Source organism: Streptomyces beihaiensis (genome assembly GCF_026274175.1).
In the GTDB taxonomy this organism is placed as follows: Bacteria; Actinomycetota; Actinomycetes; order Streptomycetales; family Streptomycetaceae; genus Streptomyces; species Streptomyces beihaiensis.
On the sequence record NZ_JAPHNL010000302.1, the window covers coordinates 1 to 20,453 of the forward strand.

The 20,453-nt window shown below is 70.8% G+C and carries 15 protein-coding genes; 14 read left to right on the plus strand and 1 reads right to left on the minus strand.

Features of this window, described 5'->3' with window-relative positions:
* The first annotated feature begins 58 nt into the window (after positions 1 to 58).
* The 14 genes from OFY01_RS26295 to OFY01_RS26360 all read left to right on the plus strand — a co-directional run bounded on the left by OFY01_RS26295 (position 59) and on the right by OFY01_RS26360 (position 16,492).
* Positions 59 to 2,032, plus strand: a complete 1,974-nt coding sequence (locus tag OFY01_RS26295; protein WP_266603938.1) for a peptidoglycan D,D-transpeptidase FtsI family protein — start codon at positions 59 to 61, stop codon at positions 2,030 to 2,032.
* On the plus strand, positions 2,029 to 3,753 hold the full coding sequence (locus OFY01_RS26300) for a UDP-N-acetylmuramoyl-L-alanyl-D-glutamate--2,6-diaminopimelate ligase (protein WP_266603940.1): 1,725 nt from the start codon (positions 2,029 to 2,031) through the stop codon (positions 3,751 to 3,753). The genes OFY01_RS26295 and OFY01_RS26300 overlap by 4 nt, the downstream gene beginning before the upstream one ends.
* A gap of 4 nt (positions 3,754 to 3,757) precedes the next feature.
* The gene (locus OFY01_RS26305) at positions 3,758 to 5,188 is read left to right on the plus strand and encodes a UDP-N-acetylmuramoyl-tripeptide--D-alanyl-D-alanine ligase (RefSeq protein ID WP_266603942.1); all 1,431 of its coding nucleotides are present in this window, start codon (positions 3,758 to 3,760) and stop codon (positions 5,186 to 5,188) included.
* The gene (mraY, locus tag OFY01_RS26310; protein ID WP_266603944.1) at positions 5,185 to 6,258 is read left to right on the plus strand and encodes a phospho-N-acetylmuramoyl-pentapeptide-transferase; all 1,074 of its coding nucleotides are present in this window, start codon (positions 5,185 to 5,187) and stop codon (positions 6,256 to 6,258) included. Before OFY01_RS26305 ends, mraY begins: the two co-directional genes overlap by 4 nt.
* The gene (gene murD, locus OFY01_RS26315) at positions 6,240 to 7,682 is read left to right on the plus strand and encodes a UDP-N-acetylmuramoyl-L-alanine--D-glutamate ligase (RefSeq protein WP_266603946.1); all 1,443 of its coding nucleotides are present in this window, start codon (positions 6,240 to 6,242) and stop codon (positions 7,680 to 7,682) included. The genes mraY and murD overlap by 19 nt, the downstream gene beginning before the upstream one ends.
* A 102-nt stretch (positions 7,683 to 7,784) precedes the next feature.
* Complete coding sequence (ftsW, locus tag OFY01_RS26320; protein WP_266603948.1) at positions 7,785 to 9,128, plus strand: putative lipid II flippase FtsW; 1,344 nt, start codon at positions 7,785 to 7,787, stop codon at positions 9,126 to 9,128.
* A gap of 6 nt (positions 9,129 to 9,134) precedes the next feature.
* A complete protein-coding gene (gene murG / locus OFY01_RS26325) occupies positions 9,135 to 10,223 on the plus strand; it encodes an undecaprenyldiphospho-muramoylpentapeptide beta-N-acetylglucosaminyltransferase (RefSeq protein WP_266603950.1) in 1,089 nt (362 codons plus the stop codon).
* A 29-nt stretch (positions 10,224 to 10,252) separates the two neighbouring features.
* Positions 10,253 to 11,068, plus strand: coding sequence for a cell division protein FtsQ/DivIB (locus OFY01_RS26330; RefSeq protein WP_407700426.1), 816 nt, complete (start codon positions 10,253 to 10,255; stop codon positions 11,066 to 11,068).
* Positions 11,069 to 11,379: 311 nt separating this feature from the next.
* Positions 11,380 to 12,612, plus strand: a complete 1,233-nt coding sequence (ftsZ, locus tag OFY01_RS26335) for a cell division protein FtsZ (protein ID WP_266603954.1) — start codon at positions 11,380 to 11,382, stop codon at positions 12,610 to 12,612.
* A 31-nt stretch (positions 12,613 to 12,643) separates the two neighbouring features.
* On the plus strand, positions 12,644 to 13,384 hold the full coding sequence (gene pgeF, locus OFY01_RS26340; RefSeq protein WP_266603956.1) for a peptidoglycan editing factor PgeF: 741 nt from the start codon (positions 12,644 to 12,646) through the stop codon (positions 13,382 to 13,384).
* Between the two features lie 6 nt (positions 13,385 to 13,390).
* Complete coding sequence (locus tag OFY01_RS26345; RefSeq protein WP_266603958.1) at positions 13,391 to 14,137, plus strand: YggS family pyridoxal phosphate-dependent enzyme; 747 nt, start codon at positions 13,391 to 13,393, stop codon at positions 14,135 to 14,137.
* Between the two features lie 124 nt (positions 14,138 to 14,261).
* Entirely contained in the window at positions 14,262 to 14,903 is a 642-nt protein-coding gene (locus tag OFY01_RS26350; protein WP_266603959.1) for a cell division protein SepF, read from the plus strand.
* Positions 14,904 to 14,976: 73 nt separating this feature from the next.
* Positions 14,977 to 15,261, plus strand: a complete 285-nt coding sequence (locus tag OFY01_RS26355) for a YggT family protein (protein WP_266603961.1) — start codon at positions 14,977 to 14,979, stop codon at positions 15,259 to 15,261.
* Positions 15,262 to 15,316: 55 nt separating this feature from the next.
* Complete coding sequence (locus OFY01_RS26360; protein WP_266603963.1) at positions 15,317 to 16,492, plus strand: DivIVA domain-containing protein; 1,176 nt, start codon at positions 15,317 to 15,319, stop codon at positions 16,490 to 16,492.
* Positions 16,493 to 16,726: 234 nt separating this feature from the next.
* Here OFY01_RS26360 and ileS read toward each other — a convergent pair whose 3' ends face one another.
* Positions 16,727 to 19,864, minus strand: coding sequence for an isoleucine--tRNA ligase (ileS, locus tag OFY01_RS26365; RefSeq protein WP_266603965.1), 3,138 nt, complete (start codon positions 19,862 to 19,864; stop codon positions 16,727 to 16,729).
* Positions 19,865 to 20,453: the final 589 nt, after the last annotated feature.

Consider the following 20,453-nt stretch of genomic DNA (forward strand, 5'->3'; position numbering starts at 1 on the left):
TCCGCCGCCGCCCCGGCCACGACCCCTCCCGCGCCCTCGAACTCCGCCAGGTGACGCCATGACCGACAGGGAGCCCCCGCGCCGCCGTGTGCCGGGACCCGCGCGCCAGTCCCCGTCCGCCCGCCGCCCGTCCGCCCGCCGCCCGGGGCCCGGCTCGCGGCCCGCCGCGCGACGGCCCCGGTCCCGCGCGCCGAAGCGGCCGACGCCGTTGCGGCTCGGCAGCCCCAGGCCGAGGCTGCGGATGGTCAGCCTGGGGCTCACGCTCGTGATGACCGTGTTCGTCGTACGGCTCTTCCAGATCCAGGGCGTCGACGCCGGAGCGTACGCCGCGCGGGCCGAGCAGAACCGGTACGTCAGTCACACCATCGCCGCCGAGCGCGGCCAGATCACCGACCGGGCGGGCAACACCCTGGCCACGAGCGTGGACGCGTACGACATCACCGCCGACCCGACCATGTTCACCGAGAAGGCCACCGGCGTGAAGGACGCGCCCGAGCAGGCCGCGGCGCTCCTCGCGCCGATCCTCGGACAGGACACGGCGCCCCTCGCCAAGAAGCTGCGTACGAAGAACACCCGGTACGTGCGGCTCGCGGTGCGCAAGGAGCCGCAGGTCTGGAAGCAGATCAAGGACCTCAAGCAGACGCTCGCCGACCAGGCGCGGGCCCAGGGCCACAAGGCGGGGGTGCTCTCCGGCGTCTTCGCCGACCCCAGCAGCAAGCGCGTCTACCCGAACGGCGACCTCGCCGCCGGACTGCTCGGCTGGGTCGACGCCGCGGGCAAGGGGGGCGGCGGCCTGGAGCAGCAGCTGAACAAGGAGCTCGCGGGCAAGGACGGCAAGATCCGCTACGCCCAGTCCGGTGGCCGCCAGGTGCCCACGGCGGGCAGCACCGAACAGCCCGCCGTGCCGGGCTCCGACATCCAGCTCACCATCGACCGCGACATCCAGTGGGCTGCCCAGAAGGCCATCGCCGACCAGGTGAAGAAGTCCGACGCCGACCGCGGCTACGTGGTCGTCCAGGACTCGCGGACCGGCGAGATCCTCGCCATGGCCAACGCCCCGGGCTTCGACCCGAACGACCTCAGGCACGCGAACCCGGCCACCCTCGGCAACCCGGCGGTCCAGGACGCGTACGAGCCCGGCTCCACCGCCAAGGTGATGTCGATGGCCGCCGTCCTGCAGGAGAACGTGGCGACGCCGACCACCCACGTCACCGTGCCCAACCGGTTGCACCGCGGCGACCGGCTCTTCTCCGACGACGTCGACCACCCGACCTGGCACCTCACACTCAACGGCGTACTCGCCAAGTCCAGCAACATCGGCACGATTCTGGCCACCGGGCAGCTCGGCAGGACCCAGCCGGAGGCCAACCGGGTCCTCTATTCGTACCTGCGCAAGTTCGGCATCGGGAAGCCCACCGGGCTCGGCTTCCCCGGCGCGACACCCGGCATCCTCGCCAAGCCCGGCAAGTGGTCGACGTCGCAGCAGTACACCATCCCGTTCGGCCAGGGCTTCTCGATCAACGCCGTCCAGGCCGCCTCCGTGTACTCGACCATCGCCAACGACGGCGTACGCGTCGAGCCGACCCTCGTGCGCGGCTCCACCGGCCCCGACGGGCGGTTCACCCCGGCACCCAAGCCCAAGGAGAACCGCGTCGTCAGCGCCAGGACCGCCAGGACGATCGCGCAGATGCTCGAATCCGTGGTCGACGACGAGCAGGGCACCGGCATCAGGGCACGCATCCCCGGCTACCGTGTCGCCGGCAAGACCGGCACCGCCAACCGCGTGGATCCGGCCACCGGCCGCTACAAGGGCTACACCTCGTCGTTCGCCGGTTTCGCGCCCGCCGACAAGCCCCGCGTCACCGTCTACTGCGCGATCCAGAACGCCAAGAAGGGCAGCTACTACGGCGGCCGGATCTGCGGACCCATCTACAAGAAGGTCATGGAGTTCGCCCTGAAGACGCTCCAGGTGCCGCCCACCGGCGCGAAGGCCCCGCGGATCCCCGTCACTTTCGGGCCACCCTCCTCGTGATCATGATCACCCCGGAACCAGGGAACCGGCCCGCGCCGGCCTCGCGCGAAGCTGCGCGTCGGCCCCCCTCTTTTCGCTCCCCGGGGGGTGCGCCCGGTACGCTCACCGCCGTGCCACACGCTGATCAGTCCCAAACCACCCAGAAGGGCGCACCCGTGACATATCCCGGGCCGCCGCGACCGGCCGAGGTCTCCGCCACACCCCTCGCGGACCTCGCCGCCCAACTGGGTGTCACCACCCCCGAGGCCGCCCCGGCCGCGTCCGGCGACATCGCGGTCACCGGCATCACCCACGACTCCCGTGCGGTGCGCCCCGGTGACCTGTACGCGGCGCTGCCCGGCGCCCGCGTGCACGGCGCGGACTTCGCCGCGCAGGCCGCGAGCCTCGGCGCCGTCGCCGCGCTCACCGACCCGGCGGGTGCCCAGCGCGTCACCGATGCCGGGCTCGCGGCGCTCGTCGTGGACAACCCGCGCGCGCAGATGGGTGAACTGGCCGCCACCATCTACGGCCACCCGGGCCGGGACCTGCTCCAGATCGGCATCACCGGCACCTCCGGCAAGACCACCACCGCGTACCTCGTCGAGGGCGGCCTCAGGACGGTCCGGAACACCGGACTCATCGGCACCGTCGAGATGCGCATCGGCGACGAGCGCATCAAGTCCGAGCGGACCACCCCCGAGGCCACCGACCTGCAGGCGCTGTTCGCCGTCATGCGTGAGCGCGGCGTCGACGCCGTCGCCATGGAGGTCTCCAGCCACGCCCTCGTGCTCGGCCGGGTCGACGCCTGCGTCTTCGACGTCGCCGTCTTCAACAACCTCAGCCCGGAGCACATGGAGTTCCACTCCGGCATGGAGGACTACTTCCAGGCCAAGGCGCAGCTGTTCACCCGCGAACGCAGCAAACAGGGCGTCGTGAACTTCGACGACGAGTACGGGCGCCGGCTCGTCGCCGAGTGCGCCGAGCGCGACTACCCCGTCGTCACCTTCTCCGCCGAGGGCCACCCCGACGCCGACTGGCGCGCCGAGGACGTCGAGGTCGGCGCCCTGGGCTCGACACTGACCGTGGTCGGGCCCAAGGGCGAGCGGATCGCCGCCGAGGCGCCCATCGCCGGACCCTTCAACGTCGCGAACACCCTTGCCGCGATCGTCACCCTCGCCGTCGCCGGGATCGACCCGCAGACCGCGGCCGACGGGGTCGCCGCGGTGTCCGGCGTGCCGGGCCGCCTGGAGCGCGTCGACGCGGGTCAGCCGTACCTGGCCGTCGTCGACTACGCCCACAAGACCGACGCCGTGGAGTCCGTCCTGCGGGCGCTGCGCAAGGTCACCGAGAACAAGCTGCACATCGTGCTCGGCTGCGGGGGCGACCGGGACAAGACCAAACGGATGCCGATGGGCGCCGCGGCCGCGCGCTACGCCGACACGGCCATCCTCACCTCCGACAATCCGCGCTCCGAGGACCCGCTCGCGATCCTCGCCACCATGCTCATGGGCGCCGCCGACGTGCCGTCCCACGAGCGCGGCGAGGTCCAGGTCTTCGAGGACCGGGCCGCCGCCATCGCCGCCGCCGTGGCCCGCGCCGAGCCCGGCGACACGGTGCTCGTCGCGGGCAAGGGCCACGAACAGGGCCAGGACATCGCCGGGGTGGTGCGTCCCTTCGACGACCGCCTGGTGCTCCGCGCAGCCATCGAAGCCACTGTGGACAACCAGAAAACCCAGGGATGAAGTTGTGATCGCCCTCTCCCTCGCCGAGATCGCCTCAGCCGTCGGCGGGCAGACGTACGACATACCGGATCCGCAGGTCCAGGTCACCGGGCCGGTCGTCATCGACTCGCGCAAGGTCGAGACCGGCAGCCTGTTCGCCGCGTTCGTGGGCGAGCGCGTGGACGGCCACGACTACGCGCGCGAGGTCGTCGACAAGGGCGCGGCCGCCGTCCTGGCGTCACGCCCCGTCGGCGTGCCCGCCATCGTCGTCGACGACGTACAGGCCGCGCTCGGCGCACTCGCCCGCCACGTGGTCGAGCGGCTCGGCGCCACACTGGTCGCGCTGACCGGGTCGGCGGGCAAGACCAGCACCAAGGACCTGATCGCGCAGGTGCTTCGGCACAAGGCCCCCACGGTCTTCACGCCCGGTTCGTTCAACAACGAGATCGGGCTGCCGCTGACCGCCCTGTCCGCCACCGACGAGACCCGTTTCCTCGTCCTGGAGATGGGCGCCCGCGGCAAGGGACACATCGCCTACCTGACCGGTCTGACGCCGCCGAGGATCGGCGTCGTCCTCAACGTCGGAACCGCCCACATCGGCGAGTTCGGCGGCCGCGAGCAGATCGCCGAGGCGAAGGGCGAACTCGTCGAGGCGCTGCCCGCGGCGGAGGACGGCGGCGTCGCGATCCTCAACGTCGACGACCCGCTCGTACGGGCCATGGCCTCCCGCACACGCGCGCGAGTGCTGTTCTTCGGCGAGGACGAGAACGCCGAGGTGCGCGCCGCGAATGTCCGGCTCACGGAGAACGGACAGCCGGCCTTCAGCCTTCACACACCCACCGGGTGCAGCGACGTGACCTTGCGCCTGTACGGTGAGCACCACGTGTCGAACGCGCTCGCCGCGGCCGCCGTCGCCCATGCCCTTGGCATGTCCGTCACCGAGATCGCCCAGGCGCTCACTGAGGCGGGCACCCTGTCCCGCTGGCGGATGGAGGTCACCGAGCGTCCGGACGGCGTCACGATCGTCAACGACGCCTACAACGCGAACCCCGAGTCCATGCGCGCGGCGCTCCGCGCCCTGGTCGCAATGGGCCAGGCCCGGCGGGCCGACGGGGGCCGTACGTGGGCGGTGCTCGGGCAGATGGCCGAGCTGGGCGACACGGCGCTGGCCGAGCACGACGCGGTCGGACGGCTCGCTGTCCGGCTCAACGTCAGCAAGCTCGTGGCGGTCGGGGGCAGGGAAGCGTCCTGGCTGCGACTGGGCGCCTACAACGAGGGTTCGTGGGGTGAGGAGTCGGTGCACGTGTCCGACGCACAGGCGGCGATCGACCTGCTGCGCAGCGAGCTGCGCCCGGGCGACGTCGTGCTCGTGAAGGCCTCCAGGTCGGTCGGCCTGGAGAGCGTGGCACAGGCGCTGCTCGAGGGCGGCATCGACGCCGGGGCTGATGCCCGATGATGAAGCAGATCCTCTTCGCGGGCGTCATCGGTCTCTTTCTGACCCTGGCCGGAACGCCGCTGCTGATCAAGCTCCTCGCCCGCAAGGGGTACGGCCAGTACATCCGCGACGACGGCCCGCGCGAGCACGCCAGCAAGCGCGGCACACCCACCATGGGTGGTATCGCCTTCATCCTGGCGACGCTCATCGCCTACTTCCTCAGCAAGCTCATCACCGGCGCCGCGCCCACCCTGTCGGGCCTGCTCGTGCTCGGCCTGATGGCGGGCATGGGGCTGGTCGGCTTCCTCGACGACTACATCAAGATCGTCAAGCGGCGCTCGCTCGGCCTGCGGGCCAAGGCGAAGATGGCCGGACAGCTGATCGTCGGCATCGCCTTCGCGCTGCTCGCCATCAACTTCGCCGACGCCCGCGGCAACACCCCGGCCTCCACCAAGCTCTCCTTCGTCGAGGACTTCGGCTGGACCATCGGCCCGGTGCTCTTCGTCGTGTGGGCGCTGTTCATGATCCTCGCGATGTCGAACGGCGTGAACCTCACCGACGGCCTCGACGGCCTCGCCACCGGCGCCTCCGTGATGGTCTTCGGCGCGTACACGTTCATCGGCGTCTGGCAGTTCCAGGAGTCCTGCGCCAACGTGCAGACCCTCACCAACCCGGCGGCGTGCTTCGAAGTCAGAGACCCACTCGATCTGGCGGTCGTCGCATCGGCGTTGATGGGCGCCTGCTTCGGCTTCCTGTGGTGGAACACCTCGCCCGCCAAGATCTTCATGGGCGACACCGGCTCACTGGCACTCGGCGGCGCCCTCGCGGGCCTGGCGATCTGCTCGCGCACCGAGCTGCTTCTCGCGCTGCTCGGCGGCCTGTTCGTCCTCATCACCATGTCGGTCGTCATCCAGGTCGGCTCCTTCCGGATGACCGGCAAGCGCGTCTTCCGCATGGCGCCCTTGCAGCACCACTTCGAACTCAAGGGGTGGTCCGAGGTCCTTGTCGTGGTCCGCTTCTGGATCATCCAGGGCATGTGCGTGATCGTCGGACTCGGCCTCTTCTACGCAGGATGGGCAGCCAAGAAGTGACATCGCCTCAGGACTCCTGGCAGGGGATGGGCATCACCGTCGCCGGTCTCGGCGTGAGCGGCCTCAGCGCCGCCCGCGCCCTGGCCGGCCTCGGCGCGTCCGTGACCGTCGTGGACGGCGGCGAGAGCCCCGCCCACCGCGACAAGGCGGCCCTCCTCGAGGAGGAGGGCATCTCCGTACGCCTCGGGGACGCGGAAACCCTCCCGGAGTCCACCGAGCTCGTCGTCACCTCGCCGGGCTGGAAGCCGTCGAGCCCCCTGTTCGAGGCGGCACGCGCGCGTGGCGTGGACGTCGTCGGCGACGTGGAGATCGCCTGGCGGCTGCGCGGCCCCGGCGCCGCTCCCTGGCTGGCGATCACCGGCACCAACGGCAAGACCACCACCACCCAGATGCTCGCGTCGATCCTGCGCGCGGCGGGCCTGCGCACCGCCGCCGTCGGCAACATCGGCACGCCCATCATCGACGTGGTGCTCGAAGGCGACGACGCCTACGACGTGTTCGCCGTCGAGCTCTCCTCGTACCAGCTGCACTGGGCGCCGTCCCTGCGCGCCCACTCCGGCGCCGTGCTCAACCTGGCGCCCGACCACCTCGACTGGCACGGCTCCATGGAGGCCTACGCGGCCGACAAGGGCCGCATCTACGAGGGCAACCAGGTCGCCTGCGTCTACAACTGCGCGGACAAGGCCACCGAGGACCTGGTGCGCGGGGCGGACGTCGAGGAGGGCTGCCGCGCCATCGGCTTCACCCTCGGCACGCCCGGCCCCTCCGAACTCGGCGTCGTCGAGGGCATCCTGGTCGACCGCGCCTTCGTCGAGAACCGGCACAAGAACGCCCAGGAGCTCGCCGAGGTCGGTGACGTCACTCCGTCCGCCCCGCACAACATCGCCAACGCCCTCGCCGCGGCCGCCCTCGCGCGTGCCTTCGGCGTCGAACCGGCCGCCGTACGCGACGGGCTGCGCGCCTTCACTCCCGACGCCCACCGCATCGCGCACGTCGCCGACGTGGACCAGGTCGCCTACGTCGACGACTCCAAGGCCACCAACACCCACGCCGCCCAGGCGTCGTTGGCCGCGTACGAGTCGATCGTGTGGGTCGCGGGCGGGCTCGCCAAGGGCGCCACCTTCGACGAGCTGGTCGCGGGTGCGGCGCGGCGGCTGCGCGGTGTCGTCCTGATCGGCGCGGACCGCGCGCTGATCCGCGAAGCCCTTGAGCGACACGCCCCGGAAGTCCCGGTCGTCGACCTCGACCGGACCGACACTGGGGCGATGTCGGCGGCGGTACGGGAGGCGGCGCGGCTCGCCCGCCCCGGGGACACCGTTCTGATGGCCCCGGCCTGCGCGTCGATGGACATGTTCACCAACTACAACAAGCGTGGCGAGGCGTTCGCGGAAGCGGTCCGCGAACTCGGCGCCACGAGCGTCTGACGGGACCTTCGGTGCCCGGCCGACGCCGGGCACCCTCGGGAGGGGACGTGGCAGCGCAGCAGACAGAGCCGTACGCGTACGGCGCACCGTCGGGGAGCGGCCATGCCCGGTAGCGGCGCCCGCACCACAAGGCGGCCCTCGGTGCCGCGCCCCGCGCGCGGGCCGGGACGCGTCTACCGGGCCCGCGTCACCCCCGTACGCCGCCTCTGCACCCGGGCGCGGCGCGCCTGGGACCGGCCGTTGACCGCGTACTACCTGATCCTCGGGGCCGGATCGCTGATCACGGTCCTCGGCCTGGTGATGGTCTACTCGGCCTCGATGATCACCGCGCTGCAGATGGGGCTCCCGGGCTCGTACTTCTTCCGCAAGCAGTTCCTCGCCGCGGTGATCGGCAGCGTCCTGCTGCTCGTCGCGATGCGGATGCCGGTCAAGCTCCACCGAGCGCTCGCCTACCCGATGCTCGCCGTCAGCGTCTTCTTCATGGTCCTCGTGCAGGTGCCGGGGATAGGAGTGTCGATCAACGGCAACCAGAACTGGATCTCGCTGGGCGGCCCGTTCATGCTGCAGCCCAGCGAGTTCGGGAAGCTGGCCCTTGTGCTGTGGGGCGCCGACCTGCTCGCCCGCAAGCACGACAAGCGGCTGCTCACACAGTGGAAGCACATGCTGGTGCCGCTGGTCCCGATGGCCTTCCTGCTGCTCGGCCTGATCATGCTCGGCGGTGACATGGGCACCGCGATCCTGCTCACCGCGATCCTCTTCGGCCTGCTGTGGCTGGCGGGCGCGCCCACCCGGCTCTTCGTCTCCGTGCTCGGCGTGGCGGCGGCGATCGGCCTGATGCTCATCGAGACCAGCCCCAACCGCATGGCCCGCCTCTCCTGTGTGGGCAGCTCGACCGCGGGGCCCGGCGACATCTGCTGGCAGGGCCTGCACGGCATCTACGCCCTCGCCTCCGGCGGACTCTTCGGTTCCGGACTCGGGGCGAGTGTGGAAAAATGGGGTCAACTTCCCGAAGCGCACACCGACTTCATCTTCGCCGTCACCGGTGAGGAACTGGGCCTCGCGGGGACGCTGTCGGTGCTCGCCCTGTTCGCGGCTCTAGGCTATGCGGGTATCCGCGTGGCCGGACGCACGGAGGACCCCTTCGTGAGATTCGCCGCGGGAGGCGTGACGACGTGGATCACGGCGCAGGCCGTGGTCAACATCGGTGCGGTGCTCGGCCTGCTGCCGATCGCCGGTGTCCCGCTCCCGCTGTTCTCGTACGGGGGGTCCGCCCTGCTGCCGACCATGTTCGCCGTCGGGTTGCTGCTCGCGTTCGCGCGCGACGAACCGGCGGCACGCGCGGCCCTCGCGATGCGGCGCAGCGGCTCCAAAGGGGCGGGGGAGCGCGGGATGAGATGGAACACGATGCGACGGCGCGTTCGATCGCGTACGTCCGGAGAGCGGTGAATTTCGGTGCATGTCGTACTCGCCGGTGGGGGGACCGCCGGCCACATCGAGCCGGCGCTCGCCCTCGCGGACGCCCTGCGCAGGCAGGACCCGACCGTGGGGATCACGGCGCTCGGCACGGAGCGCGGTCTGGAGACCCGTCTCGTACCCGAGCGCGGCTACGACCTCGCGCTGATCCCCGCCGTGCCGCTGCCGCGCAAACCCACGCCTGAACTGATCACCGTGCCGGGTCGGCTGCGCGGCACCATCAAGGCCGCCGAGCAGATCCTGGAGCGCACCAAGGCGGACGCCGTGGTCGGCTTCGGCGGATACGTGGCGCTGCCCGGCTACCTGGCCGCCAAGCGGCTCGGCGTACCGATCGTGGTGCACGAGGCCAACGCGCGGCCCGGCCTGGCCAACAAGATCGGCTCACGGTACGCGGCCCAGGTCGCCGTCTCCACACCCGACAGCAAGCTGCGCGGCTCGCGCTACATCGGCATCCCGCTGCGCCGCACCATCGCCCTGCTCGACCGCGCGCGTGTGCGGCCCGAGGCGCGTGCTGCCTTCGGGCTCGACCCGAACCTGCCGACGCTGCTCGTCTCCGGCGGCTCCCAGGGCGCGCGCCGCCTCAACGAGGTCGTGCAGCGCGTCGCGCCGGTCCTCCAGCAGTCCGGCATCCAGATCCTGCACGTGGTCGGCCCCAAGAACGAACTGCCGCAGGTCCAGCAGATGCCGGGTATGCCCCCCTACATCCCGGTACCGTACGTGGACCGGATGGACCTCGCGTACGCGGCGGCCGACATGATGCTCTGCCGCGCGGGCGCGATGACCGTCGCCGAACTCTCCGCCGTCGGGCTCCCGGCCGCGTACGTCCCGCTGCCCATCGGCAACGGCGAACAGCGGCTCAACGCCCAGCCGGTGGTCAAGGCCGGCGGCGGACTGCTGGTCGACGACGCGGAGCTGACCCCCGAGTGGGTCCAGGGCAACGTCCTGCCCGTGCTCGCCGACCCGCACCGCCTGTACGAGATGTCCCGCGCGGCCTCCGAGTTCGGCCGCAGGGACGCCGACGACCTGCTCGTCGGGATGGTGTACGAGGCGATCAACTCGCGTCGTTAGCGGACACACGGATGTGAAGGCAGGGGAGAGTGGGCGCAGCCACCACCGCGGACCGCGGTGAACGAGGAACGTCCGGGGCGTCCGGAACGTCCGGGCCTCCCCCCTCCCCTCGCAGGGTGCGCATGCCCGGCGTGCGCACCCTCGTCGTGACCGGGGTGCTGCTCGTCCTGCTCGGGGCGGGCGGCATCTGGCTCCTGTACGGGTCGCCGTGGCTGCGCGTGGAGCGGGTCAGGACGTCCGGGACCCAGGTGCTGACCCCCGGTCAGGTGCGCGAGGCCGCGGACGTGCCCGTCGGCGCGCCACTGATTTCCGTCGACACGGGTGCTATTGAGGACCGGTTGCGCCGGAAATTGCCCCGAATCGACTCGGTTGACGTGGTGCGTTCCTGGCCGCATGGAATCGGGCTGAAAGTGACGGAACGTAAGCCCGTCCTGATTGCCGATTCCACCGAAAATGCGGGCAAGTTCGTCGAAGTGGACGCCAAGGGTGTGCGTTTCGCGACAGTCGGTAAGGCGCCGGCCGGGGTCCCCCGGCTCGAATTGGCGCCGGATCGCAGCGGCGCCGCGGCGAGCCTGCGGCGGTTCGGGCCCGACCGCCTCGTCCGCGAGGCCGTCCGCATCGCGGGGCGGCTGCCGAAGGCGGTCGCGCGCGACACCCGGAGCGTCAAGGTCCGTTCCTACGACGACATCTCGCTGGAGCTGACCGGCGGCCGGACCGTCGATTGGGGAAGTTCCGAGAAGAGCGAGCGGAAGGCGATCGCCCTGACCGCCCTCATGAAAGCCGCCCCGAAGGCGCACCACTTCGACGTGAGCGTTCCCACCGCCCCCGCGTCATCAGCGAGTTGACGCACATCCGCGCAGGCCAGCACCCTGGTTGGTGGGCGGTACGGCCGATCACATAGGGTGAAAAGAAAAACGGGAGGTTCGGCGTGTTCGTTGAACGGGCGCCACTTGTCGACTTAGTGTCAGGTTCGGAAGAGTCCAGGAAACACAGACACTGGTAACCCTAAACTTCAGCGTTAGGGTTCGGGTCGGCAGTCGACTGGTTGGTCAACTGGTTGGTCAGTCAGTAGTCCGGACCGTCCCAATTCGGCATCAGTCGTCGCTCCGTGGCACGCGAAGCGGCGACACGTAACTCGAGGCGAGAGGCCTTCGACGTGGCAGCACCGCAGAACTACCTCGCAGTCATCAAAGTCATCGGTGTCGGCGGCGGTGGTGTCAATGCCATCAACCGGATGATCGAGGTCGGTCTCAAGGGCGTCGAGTTCATCGCCATCAACACCGACGCGCAAGCCCTGTTGATGAGCGACGCGGACGTCAAGCTCGACGTCGGCCGTGAACTCACCCGCGGACTCGGCGCCGGAGCCAATCCGGCAGTCGGACGCAAGGCGGCCGAGGACCACCGCGAGGAGATCGAGGAGGTCCTCAAGGGGGCCGACATGGTCTTCGTCACCGCCGGTGAAGGTGGCGGCACCGGCACCGGCGGGGCCCCCGTCGTGGCCAACATCGCGCGCTCGCTCGGCGCCCTGACGATCGGTGTGGTCACCCGGCCGTTCACCTTCGAGGGGCGGCGCCGGGCCAACCAGGCGGAGGACGGCATCGCCGAGCTCCGCGAAGAGGTCGACACCCTCATCGTCATCCCGAACGACCGGCTCCTGTCCATCTCGGACCGCCAGGTCTCCGTCCTCGACGCCTTCAAGTCGGCGGACCAGGTCCTGCTCTCCGGTGTCCAGGGCATCACCGACCTCATCACCACCCCGGGCCTCATCAACCTCGACTTCGCCGACGTCAAGTCCGTGATGTCCGAGGCGGGTTCCGCCCTCATGGGCATCGGCTCGGCCCGCGGCGACGACCGCGCCGTGGCGGCGGCCGAGATGGCGATCTCCTCGCCGCTCCTGGAAGCCTCCATCGACGGCGCCCGCGGCGTGCTGCTCTCCATCTCCGGAGGCTCGGACCTCGGCCTGTTCGAGATCAACGAGGCGGCGCAGCTCGTCAGCGAGGCCGCGCACCCCGAGGCCAACATCATCTTCGGCGCCGTCATCGACGACGCGCTCGGTGACGAGGTACGGGTCACCGTCATCGCCGCCGGGTTCGACGGCGGACAGCCCCCGGCCAAGCGGGACAACGTCCTCGGCTCGTCCACGGCCAAGCGGGACGAGGCACCGACGCCGGTCCGTGCGACCCCGGCCGGCTCCGAGTCCTCGCGTCCGGCCTTCGGCAGCCTCGGCAGCGTCACGCCGCGCGAGGACGCCGTGACCCCGGAACCGGTCGAGACCGCCCCGGCGAACGACACCCCCGCGGTCCCGGCCGCGCCGCCGCAGGTTCCCCCGGCCCGTCCCTACCCGGACAGCCAGGCCGAGGAGCTCGACGTCCCGGACTTCCTGAAGTGACGTTCCTGGACCCGACGGGAACATCATCACAGTGATAGGGCAGCGCTCGGAGACGAGCACAGTGAGCGGCGCGCACTTCGCCTTCACCGACCGGTGGGGAGGGGTGAGCGCCGCTCCGTACGAGGAGCTCAACCTCGGTGGAGCGGTCGGCGACGACCCCGACGCCGTACGCCGCAACCGGCGGCTCGCCGCCGAGGAACTCGGCATCGACCCGGCCCTGGTGGTCTGGATGAACCAGGTTCACGGCGCCGACGTCGCCGTGGTCGACGGGCCCTGGGCCGACGACGCCGACATCCCGAGGATCGACGCCGTCGTCACGGCGCGCCGCGGACTCGCGCTCGCCGTCCTCACCGCCGACTGCACCCCGGTGCTGCTGGCCGACCCGGTCGCCGGAGTCGTTGCCGCCGCACACGCGGGGCGGCCGGGCCTCGTCGCCGGGGTCGTCCCGGCCGTCGTCCAGGCGATGACCGGACTCGGCGCCCGCCCGGACCGGATCGTGGCCCGCACCGGACCGGCCGTCTGCGGGCGCTGCTACGAAGTGCCCGATCAGATGCGGTCCGAGGTCGCCGCGGTGGAACCGGCCGCGTACGCCGAGACCAGCTGGGGCACACCGGCCGTCGACGTGACCGCCGGTGTGCACGCGCAACTCGACCGACTCGGCGTGCGCGACCGGGAGCGGTCGCCGGTGTGCACGCTCGAATCGCACGACCACTTCTCGTACCGCCGCGACAAGGTCACCGGCCGGCTCGCGGGCTATGTCTGGCTGGACTGATAGGACATGACGCAAGCTCAGGACCTTCAGGGGCGCGAGCAGGAGATCGCGGCGAACCTGGCCGCGGTGGAGGAACGTATCAGCGCCGCCTGTGCGGCGGCCGGCCGCAAGCGCGGCGACGTGACGCTGATCGTGGTCACGAAGACCTACCCCGCCAGTGACGTACGCATCCTGTCCGGGCTCGGGGTGCGGCACGTGGCGGAGAACCGGGACCAGGACGCGGCGCCCAAGGCGGCCGCGTGCTCGGATCTGCCCCTTACATGGCATTTCGTCGGCCAGTTGCAGACCAACAAGGTGCGTTCCGTGGTCGGTTATGCCGACGTGGTGCAGTCCGTCGACCGGGCCCGGCTCGTCACGGCACTGTCCAAGGAGGCCGTGCGCGCGGAGCGTGAGCTCGGCTGCCTGATCCAGGTCGCCTTCGACGCGGACGTCGAGGAAGGCGCCGGGAGAGGGGATCGCGGTGGCGTCGGCCCCGGGGGAGTGGAGGAGTTGGCCGGCCTCGTGGCCGAGGCGCCGGGGCTGCGGCTCGACGGACTGATGACCGTCGCGCCGCTCACCGGGACCTACGCGGGGCGGCAACAGGCGGCGTTCGAGCGGCTCATGGATTTGTCGACTCACCTGCGCGTGGCTCATCCGGCTGCGAACATGGTCTCGGCAGGGATGAGTTCGGACCTCGAGCAGGCCGTTGCGGCCGGAGCGACACATGTGCGCGTCGGTACGGCGGTCCTCGGAGTCCGCCCCGGGCTCGGGTAACGTCGCCAAGAAGTCGGACCACAGCAGAAAATATGGTCATTCTCGCTGATGGGCGGGGAGATCACGTGGATCGCGGGCACAGGGTGGCGTCAGCCGATCCACCACAGAGCGGAGGACTCAGAGCATGGCCGGCGCGATGCGCAAGATGGCGGTCTACCTCGGCCTCGTGGAGGACGATGGGTACGACGGCCGGGGCTTCGACCCCGACGACGACTTCGAACCCGAGCTCGACCCGGAGCCCGAGCGGGACCGACGACGGCACGAACCGTCGCATCAGTCACACGACCCCCACGCGGCAGATGTGGAGGAATCGGTACGAGTGGTGCAGCCGCCGGTGCAGCGTGAGCCGGTCCGTCCGGCCGCTTCGCTCCCCGCTGAATCGGGACGTCCGGCGCGAATCGCCCCCGTGGCATCCATCACACCTGAACGTCAGAACCTGGAGAAGAACGCACCGGTGATCATGCCCAAGGTCGTGTCCGAGCGGGAGCCGTACCGCATCACCACACTGCACCCGCGGACCTACAACGAGGCCCGTACCATCGGGGAACACTTCCGCGAGGGCACTCCGGTGATCATGAATCTGACGGAGATGGACGACACCGACGCGAAGCGACTTGTCGACTTTGCGGCCGGTCTCGTGTTCGGTCTGCACGGGAGCATCGAGCGGGTGACTCAGAAGGTGTTCCTGTTGTCGCCTGCTAACGTCGATGTCACGGCGGAGGACAAGGCCCGCATCGCAGAGGGTGGGTTCTTCAACCAGAGCTGAGACGAAGCAGTAGTTCGACGACCGGCGACAACCGGTCACCGGCACGGGAAACAGGGGAGAGGGAACCACCGACATGGGCGTGGTTTTGGATGTGGTCTACATCGCGCTGATGTGTTTCCTCATCGTGCTGATCTTCCGGTTGGTCATGGACTACGTCTTCCAGTTCGCCCGCTCGTGGCAACCCGGCAAGGCGATGGTGGTCATTCTGGAGGCCACCTACACTGTCACCGATCCACCGTTGAAGCTTCTGCGGCGGTTCATTCCGCCGCTGCGTCTCGGGGGCGTGGCGCTCGACCTGTCCTTCTTCGTACTCATGATCATCGTCTACATCCTGATCTCCGTCGTGAGCCGGCTGTGAGCGCGATGTCAACTACCGTCTTGCCGAATGCCGACGACAACGTTGAGGTGAAGAGATGCCGCTGACCCCCGAGGACGTGCGGAACAAGCAGTTCACGACCGTCCGCCTCCGAGAAGGCTATGACGAGGACGAGGTCGATGCCTTCCTCGACGAGGTCGAGGCCGAACTGACCCGCCTGCTCCGTGAGAACGAGGACCTGAGGGCCAAGCTCGCCGCCGCGACCCGCGCCGCCGCCCAGAACCAGCAGCAGGGCGGCCCGGGCGGTCCCGGCATGCGCAAGGGTCCCGGTGGTCCGCAGGGCCCCGGTCCGCAGGGCCACGGCCCCGACGGCCCGCAGGACCAGCAGCAGCACCAGCCCCCGCAGGGCATGCGCGGTCCGGGCGCCCCGGTGCCCGCCGGCATATCGGGCCCGCCGCAGCAGATGGGCGGCCCCATGGGCGGTCCGCCGCAGCTGCCGAGCGGTGCCCCGCAGCTTCCGGCCGGTCCGGGTGGCCCGCAGGGTCCCGGCGGCCCGCAGGGTCCGGGCCCGATGGGCCAGGGCGGTCCGATGGGCGGTCCGATGGGTGGCCCGATGGGCCCCGGCGGCCCGCAGCTGCCCCAGCCCGGTCAGGGCGGCCCCGGTGGCGACAGCGCCGCGCGCGTTCTGTCGCTGGCCCAGCAGACCGCCGACCAGGCGATCGCCGAGGCCCGTTCCGAGGCCAACAAGATCGTCGGCGAGGCGCGCAGCCGTGCCGAGGGTCTGGAGCGTGACGCCCGTGCCAAGGCCGACGCCCTGGAGCGGGACGCGCAGGAGAAGCACCGCGTCGCGATGGGCTCCCTGGAGTCCGCCCGCGCCACGCTGGAGCGCAAGGTCGAGGACCTGCGCGGCTTCGAGCGCGAGTACCGCACGCGTCTGAAGTCGTACCTGGAGTCGCAGCTGCGCCAGCTGGAGACCCAGTCCGACGACTCGCTGGCTCCGCCGCGGACCCCCGCGACCGCGTCGCTGCCGCCGTCCCCGGCGCCCTCGATGGCCCCGGCCGGTGCGGGTGCCCCGTCCTACGGCGGCAACCAGACCATGGGCGGCAACCAGCCGGGTCCCGCCGGTAACGGCGCCCCGTCGTTCGGTGGCCAGCAGCAGATGACCCCCGCGATGACGCAGCCGATGGCGCCGGTGCGGCCCCAGGGCCAGCAGCCGATGCAGCAGGCTCCGTCGCCGATGCGCGGCTTCCTCATCGACGAGGACGACAACTAGGCGCTCGGCCCAGCGTCTGCGAGGCAGGCGTCGGCGTTCATTCAGGCCCTGGCCCGGATCGTTTCTGCGATCCGGGCCAGGGCCTTTTCGCGCACCTGCCGTGCGCCCTCGACCGGGGGATTCGCGCACGGGTACGTGGACCCGCTCACGCGTGCGCGGGCACACCACACCGAAGGGCCGGGCCGCCGAATTTTCTTCGGCGGCCCGGCCCTTCGGGTGCGGCGCGGAGTGCGGCTACGCCTTGCGCAGCCGGAACGTCAGGCTCAGCCCCTCGTCCGTGAACGTCTCGCCGTACGAGCCGTCCGCCTCGCCCTGACCGAAGTCCGTGGCGAGCACCTCGTCGGAGATCAGGCCCGCGTGCTCGGACAGCGCCGAGATCACCGCCGGGTCCGTCGACGTCCAGCGCAGCGCGATACGGTCCGCGACGTCCAGGCCGCTGTTCTTGCGGGCCTCCTGGATCAGGCGGATCGCGTCACGGGCCAGTCCGGCCTGCCGCAGCTCCTCGGTGAGCTCCAGGTCGAGGGCGACCGTGGCGCCGGACTCCGAGGCCACCGACCAGCCCTCGCGCGGGGTCTCCGTGATGAACACCTCGTCGGGGGCGAGGCTGACGGTCTCACCGTCGAGCTCCACCGAGGCCGTGCCCTCGCGCAGCGCCAGGGAGAGCGCGGCCGCGTCCGCGGCGGCGACCGCCTTGGCCACGTCCTGGACACGCTTGCCGAACCGCTTGCCGAGCGCCCGGAAGTTCGCCTTGGCCGTCGTGTCGACGAGCGATCCGCCCACCTCGGACAGCGAGGCCAGCGACGAGACGTTCAGCTCCTCGGTGATCTGCGCGCGCAACTCCGGCGAGAGCGCCTCGAACCCGGTCGCCGCGACCAGCGCGCGCGACAGCGGCTGACGCGTCTTGACGCCCGACTCCGCGCGCGTGGCACGGCCGAGCTCGACGAGCCGGCGCACCAGCGCCATCTGCGCAGACAGCCCCGAGTCGATCGCCGCGCGGTCCGCCTCGGGCCACGACGACAGGTGCACCGACTCCGGCGCGCCCGGGGTGACCGGCACCACGAGGTCCTGCCAGACCCGCTCGGTGATGAACGGCGTGAGGGGGGCCATCAGCTGTGTGACGGTCACCACGACATCGTGCAGCGTGCGCAGCGCCGCCTTGTCGCCCTGCCAGAACCGGCGGCGCGAGCGGCGCACGTACCAGTTGGACAGGTCGTCGACGAAGGCGGAGAGCAGCTTGCCCGCACGCTGCGTGTCGTACGCGTCGAGCGCCTCGGTGACGTCGGACGTCAGCTGGTGCAGCTCGGACAGGAGCCAGCGGTCGAGCACGCTCCGGTCGGCCGGGGCGGGGTCCGCCTCGCTCGGCGCCCACCCGGAGGTGCGCGCGTACAGAGCCTGGAAGGCGACCGTGTTCCAGTACGTCAGGAGCGTCTTGCGGACGACCTCCTGGATGGTGTTGTGGCCGACACGGCGGGCCGCCCACGGGGAACCGCCGGCCGCCATGAACCAGCGCACGGCGTCGGCGCCGTGCTGGTCCATCAGCGGGATCGGCTGCAGGATGTTGCCCAGGTGCTTGGACATCTTGCGGCCGTCCTCGGCGAGGATGTGGCCCAGGCAGACCACGTTCTCGTACGACGACTTGTCGAAGACGAGCGTGCCGACGGCCATCAGCGTGTAGAACCAGCCGCGGGTCTGGTCGATCGCCTCGGAGATGAACTGCGCCGGGTACCGGCTCTCGAACAGTTCCTTGTTCTTGTACGGGTAGCCCCACTGCGCGAACGGCATCGAGCCCGAGTCGTACCAGGCGTCGATGACCTCGGGCACGCGCGTGGCCGTCTGCCCGCAGCCCTCGTGGGCGCAGGGGAAGGTGACGTCGTCGACGAACGGGCGGTGCGGGTCGAGCGACGACTGGTCGGTGCCGGTCAGTTCGGTGAGCTCCGCGCGGGAGCCGACGCAGGTGAGGTGGCCCTCGTCACAGCGCCAGATCGGCAGCGGGGTGCCCCAGTAGCGGTTGCGGGACAGCGCCCAGTCGATGTTGTTGCTCAGCCAGTCGCCGAACCGGCCGTGCTTGACCGTGTCGGGGAACCAGTTGGTCTTCTCGTTCTCCTCAAGGAGCCGGTCCTTGACCGCCGTCGTACGGATGTACCAGGACGGCTGCGCGTAGTACAGCAGCGCGGTGTGGCAGCGCCAGCAGTGCGGGTAGCTGTGCTCGTACGGGACGTGGCGCAGCAGCAGTCCGCGCGCGTCCAGGTCGGCGGTGAGCGCCTCGTCGGCCTTCTTGAAGAAGACGCCGCCGACCATGGGGACGTCCTCGGCGAACGTGCCGTCGGGGCGCACCGGGTTGACGACGGGCAGGCCGTACGCGCGGCAGACCTTGAGGTCGTCCTCACCGAAGGCGGGGGACTGGTGGACGAGGCCGGTGCCGTCCTCCGTCGTGACGTACTCGGCGTTCACGACGTAGTGCGCCTGGTCGGGGAACTCGACCAGCTCGAACGGGCGCTGGTAGGTCCAGCGCTCCATCTCGGCGCCGGTGAAGGACTCGCCGGTCGTCTCCCAGCCCTCGCCGAGCGCCTTGCCGACGAGCGGTTCCGCGACGACGAGATTCTCGGTGCCGTCGGTGGCGACGACGTACCGGACGTCCGGGTGCGCGGCGACGGCGGTGTTGGAGACGAGGGTCCACGGGGTCGTCGTCCACACCAGGAGCGCCGCCCGGCCCGCCAGCGGACCGGAGGTGACGGGGAAGCGCACGTAGACGGACGGGTCGACCACGGTCTCGTAGCCCTGCGCCAGCTCGTGGTCGGACAGGCCGGTGCCGCAGCGCGGGCACCAGGGCGCCACGCGGTGGTCCTGGACGAGCAGCCCCTTGTTGAAGATCTCCTTGAGCGACCACCAGACGGACTCGACGTACTCGGGGTCCATCGTCCGGTACGCGTCGTCGAGGTCGACCCAGTAGCCCATGCGGGTCGTCAGCTCGGCGAACGCGTCCGTGTGCCGGGTCACCGACTCGCGGCACTTGGCGTTGAACTCGGCGATGCCGTATGCCTCGATGTCCTTCTTGCCGTCGAAGCCGAGCTCCTTCTCGACCGCCAGCTCCACCGGGAGGCCGTGGCAGTCCCAGCCCGCCTTGCGGCCCACGTGGTAGCCGCGCATGGTGCGGAACCGGGGGAAGACGTCCTTGAAGACGCGGGCCTCGATGTGGTGGGCGCCCGGCATGCCGTTGGCCGTGGGCGGGCCCTCGTAGAAGACCCACTCGGGGCGGCCCTCGGACTGCTCCAGGGTCTTGGCGAAGATCTTCTGCTCGCGCCAGAAGTCGAGCACCGCGTGCTCGAGGGCGGGCAGGTCGACCTGGGCGGGCACCTGACGGTACTGCGTCATCAGTCTTCCTCCGGCGGACGTGCAACCTCTCCGTCGGAGGGACGAGAGCCTTCGTCTTGCCTTACGCCGTGTGCGGCGCGCTCCCGCGGTACCACCCTCCTTGGCTCCCCGAGCGCGGGTGTGCGCTGCGGCGAGCCCCCTCATTGGGGTCGCGATGCCGGGTCTACTCGCCACGGCCTGCTGGCTGCGGCTTTCTTCCGGCGGCTCCGGGGTGATCTTCGCGTCGCGCTCGCCCCCGGGCTTCCACCGTCCCCGGGTCGCTCTCGGCCGCGTACGCCGCTACTCGTCCCCATCCACGCTTTTCGCTCCGCTCAGTGTACGGCGCCCGGAGGGGCTCGGCCGACCGGTTTTCGCCGGTGCCCGACCGGCGTGGTGCGGCTGCGCACAGTGACCCGAATGGCGATACGTACGGTGCCGGATCCTGGCTCGTCGCGGGGCGGGGGGCGCTGGGCGCGCATCGGGCGGATTACCAGGCGGGGAGCTGGGCACAACGCATGCAGGTTCGTCGCGAGGCCGTCGCGGGCCGGTGGGATCGGGGGGTCGCGCCCCGTTGCCGCGGCCCCGGAGTCGATTTATCGTCCCAGCACGA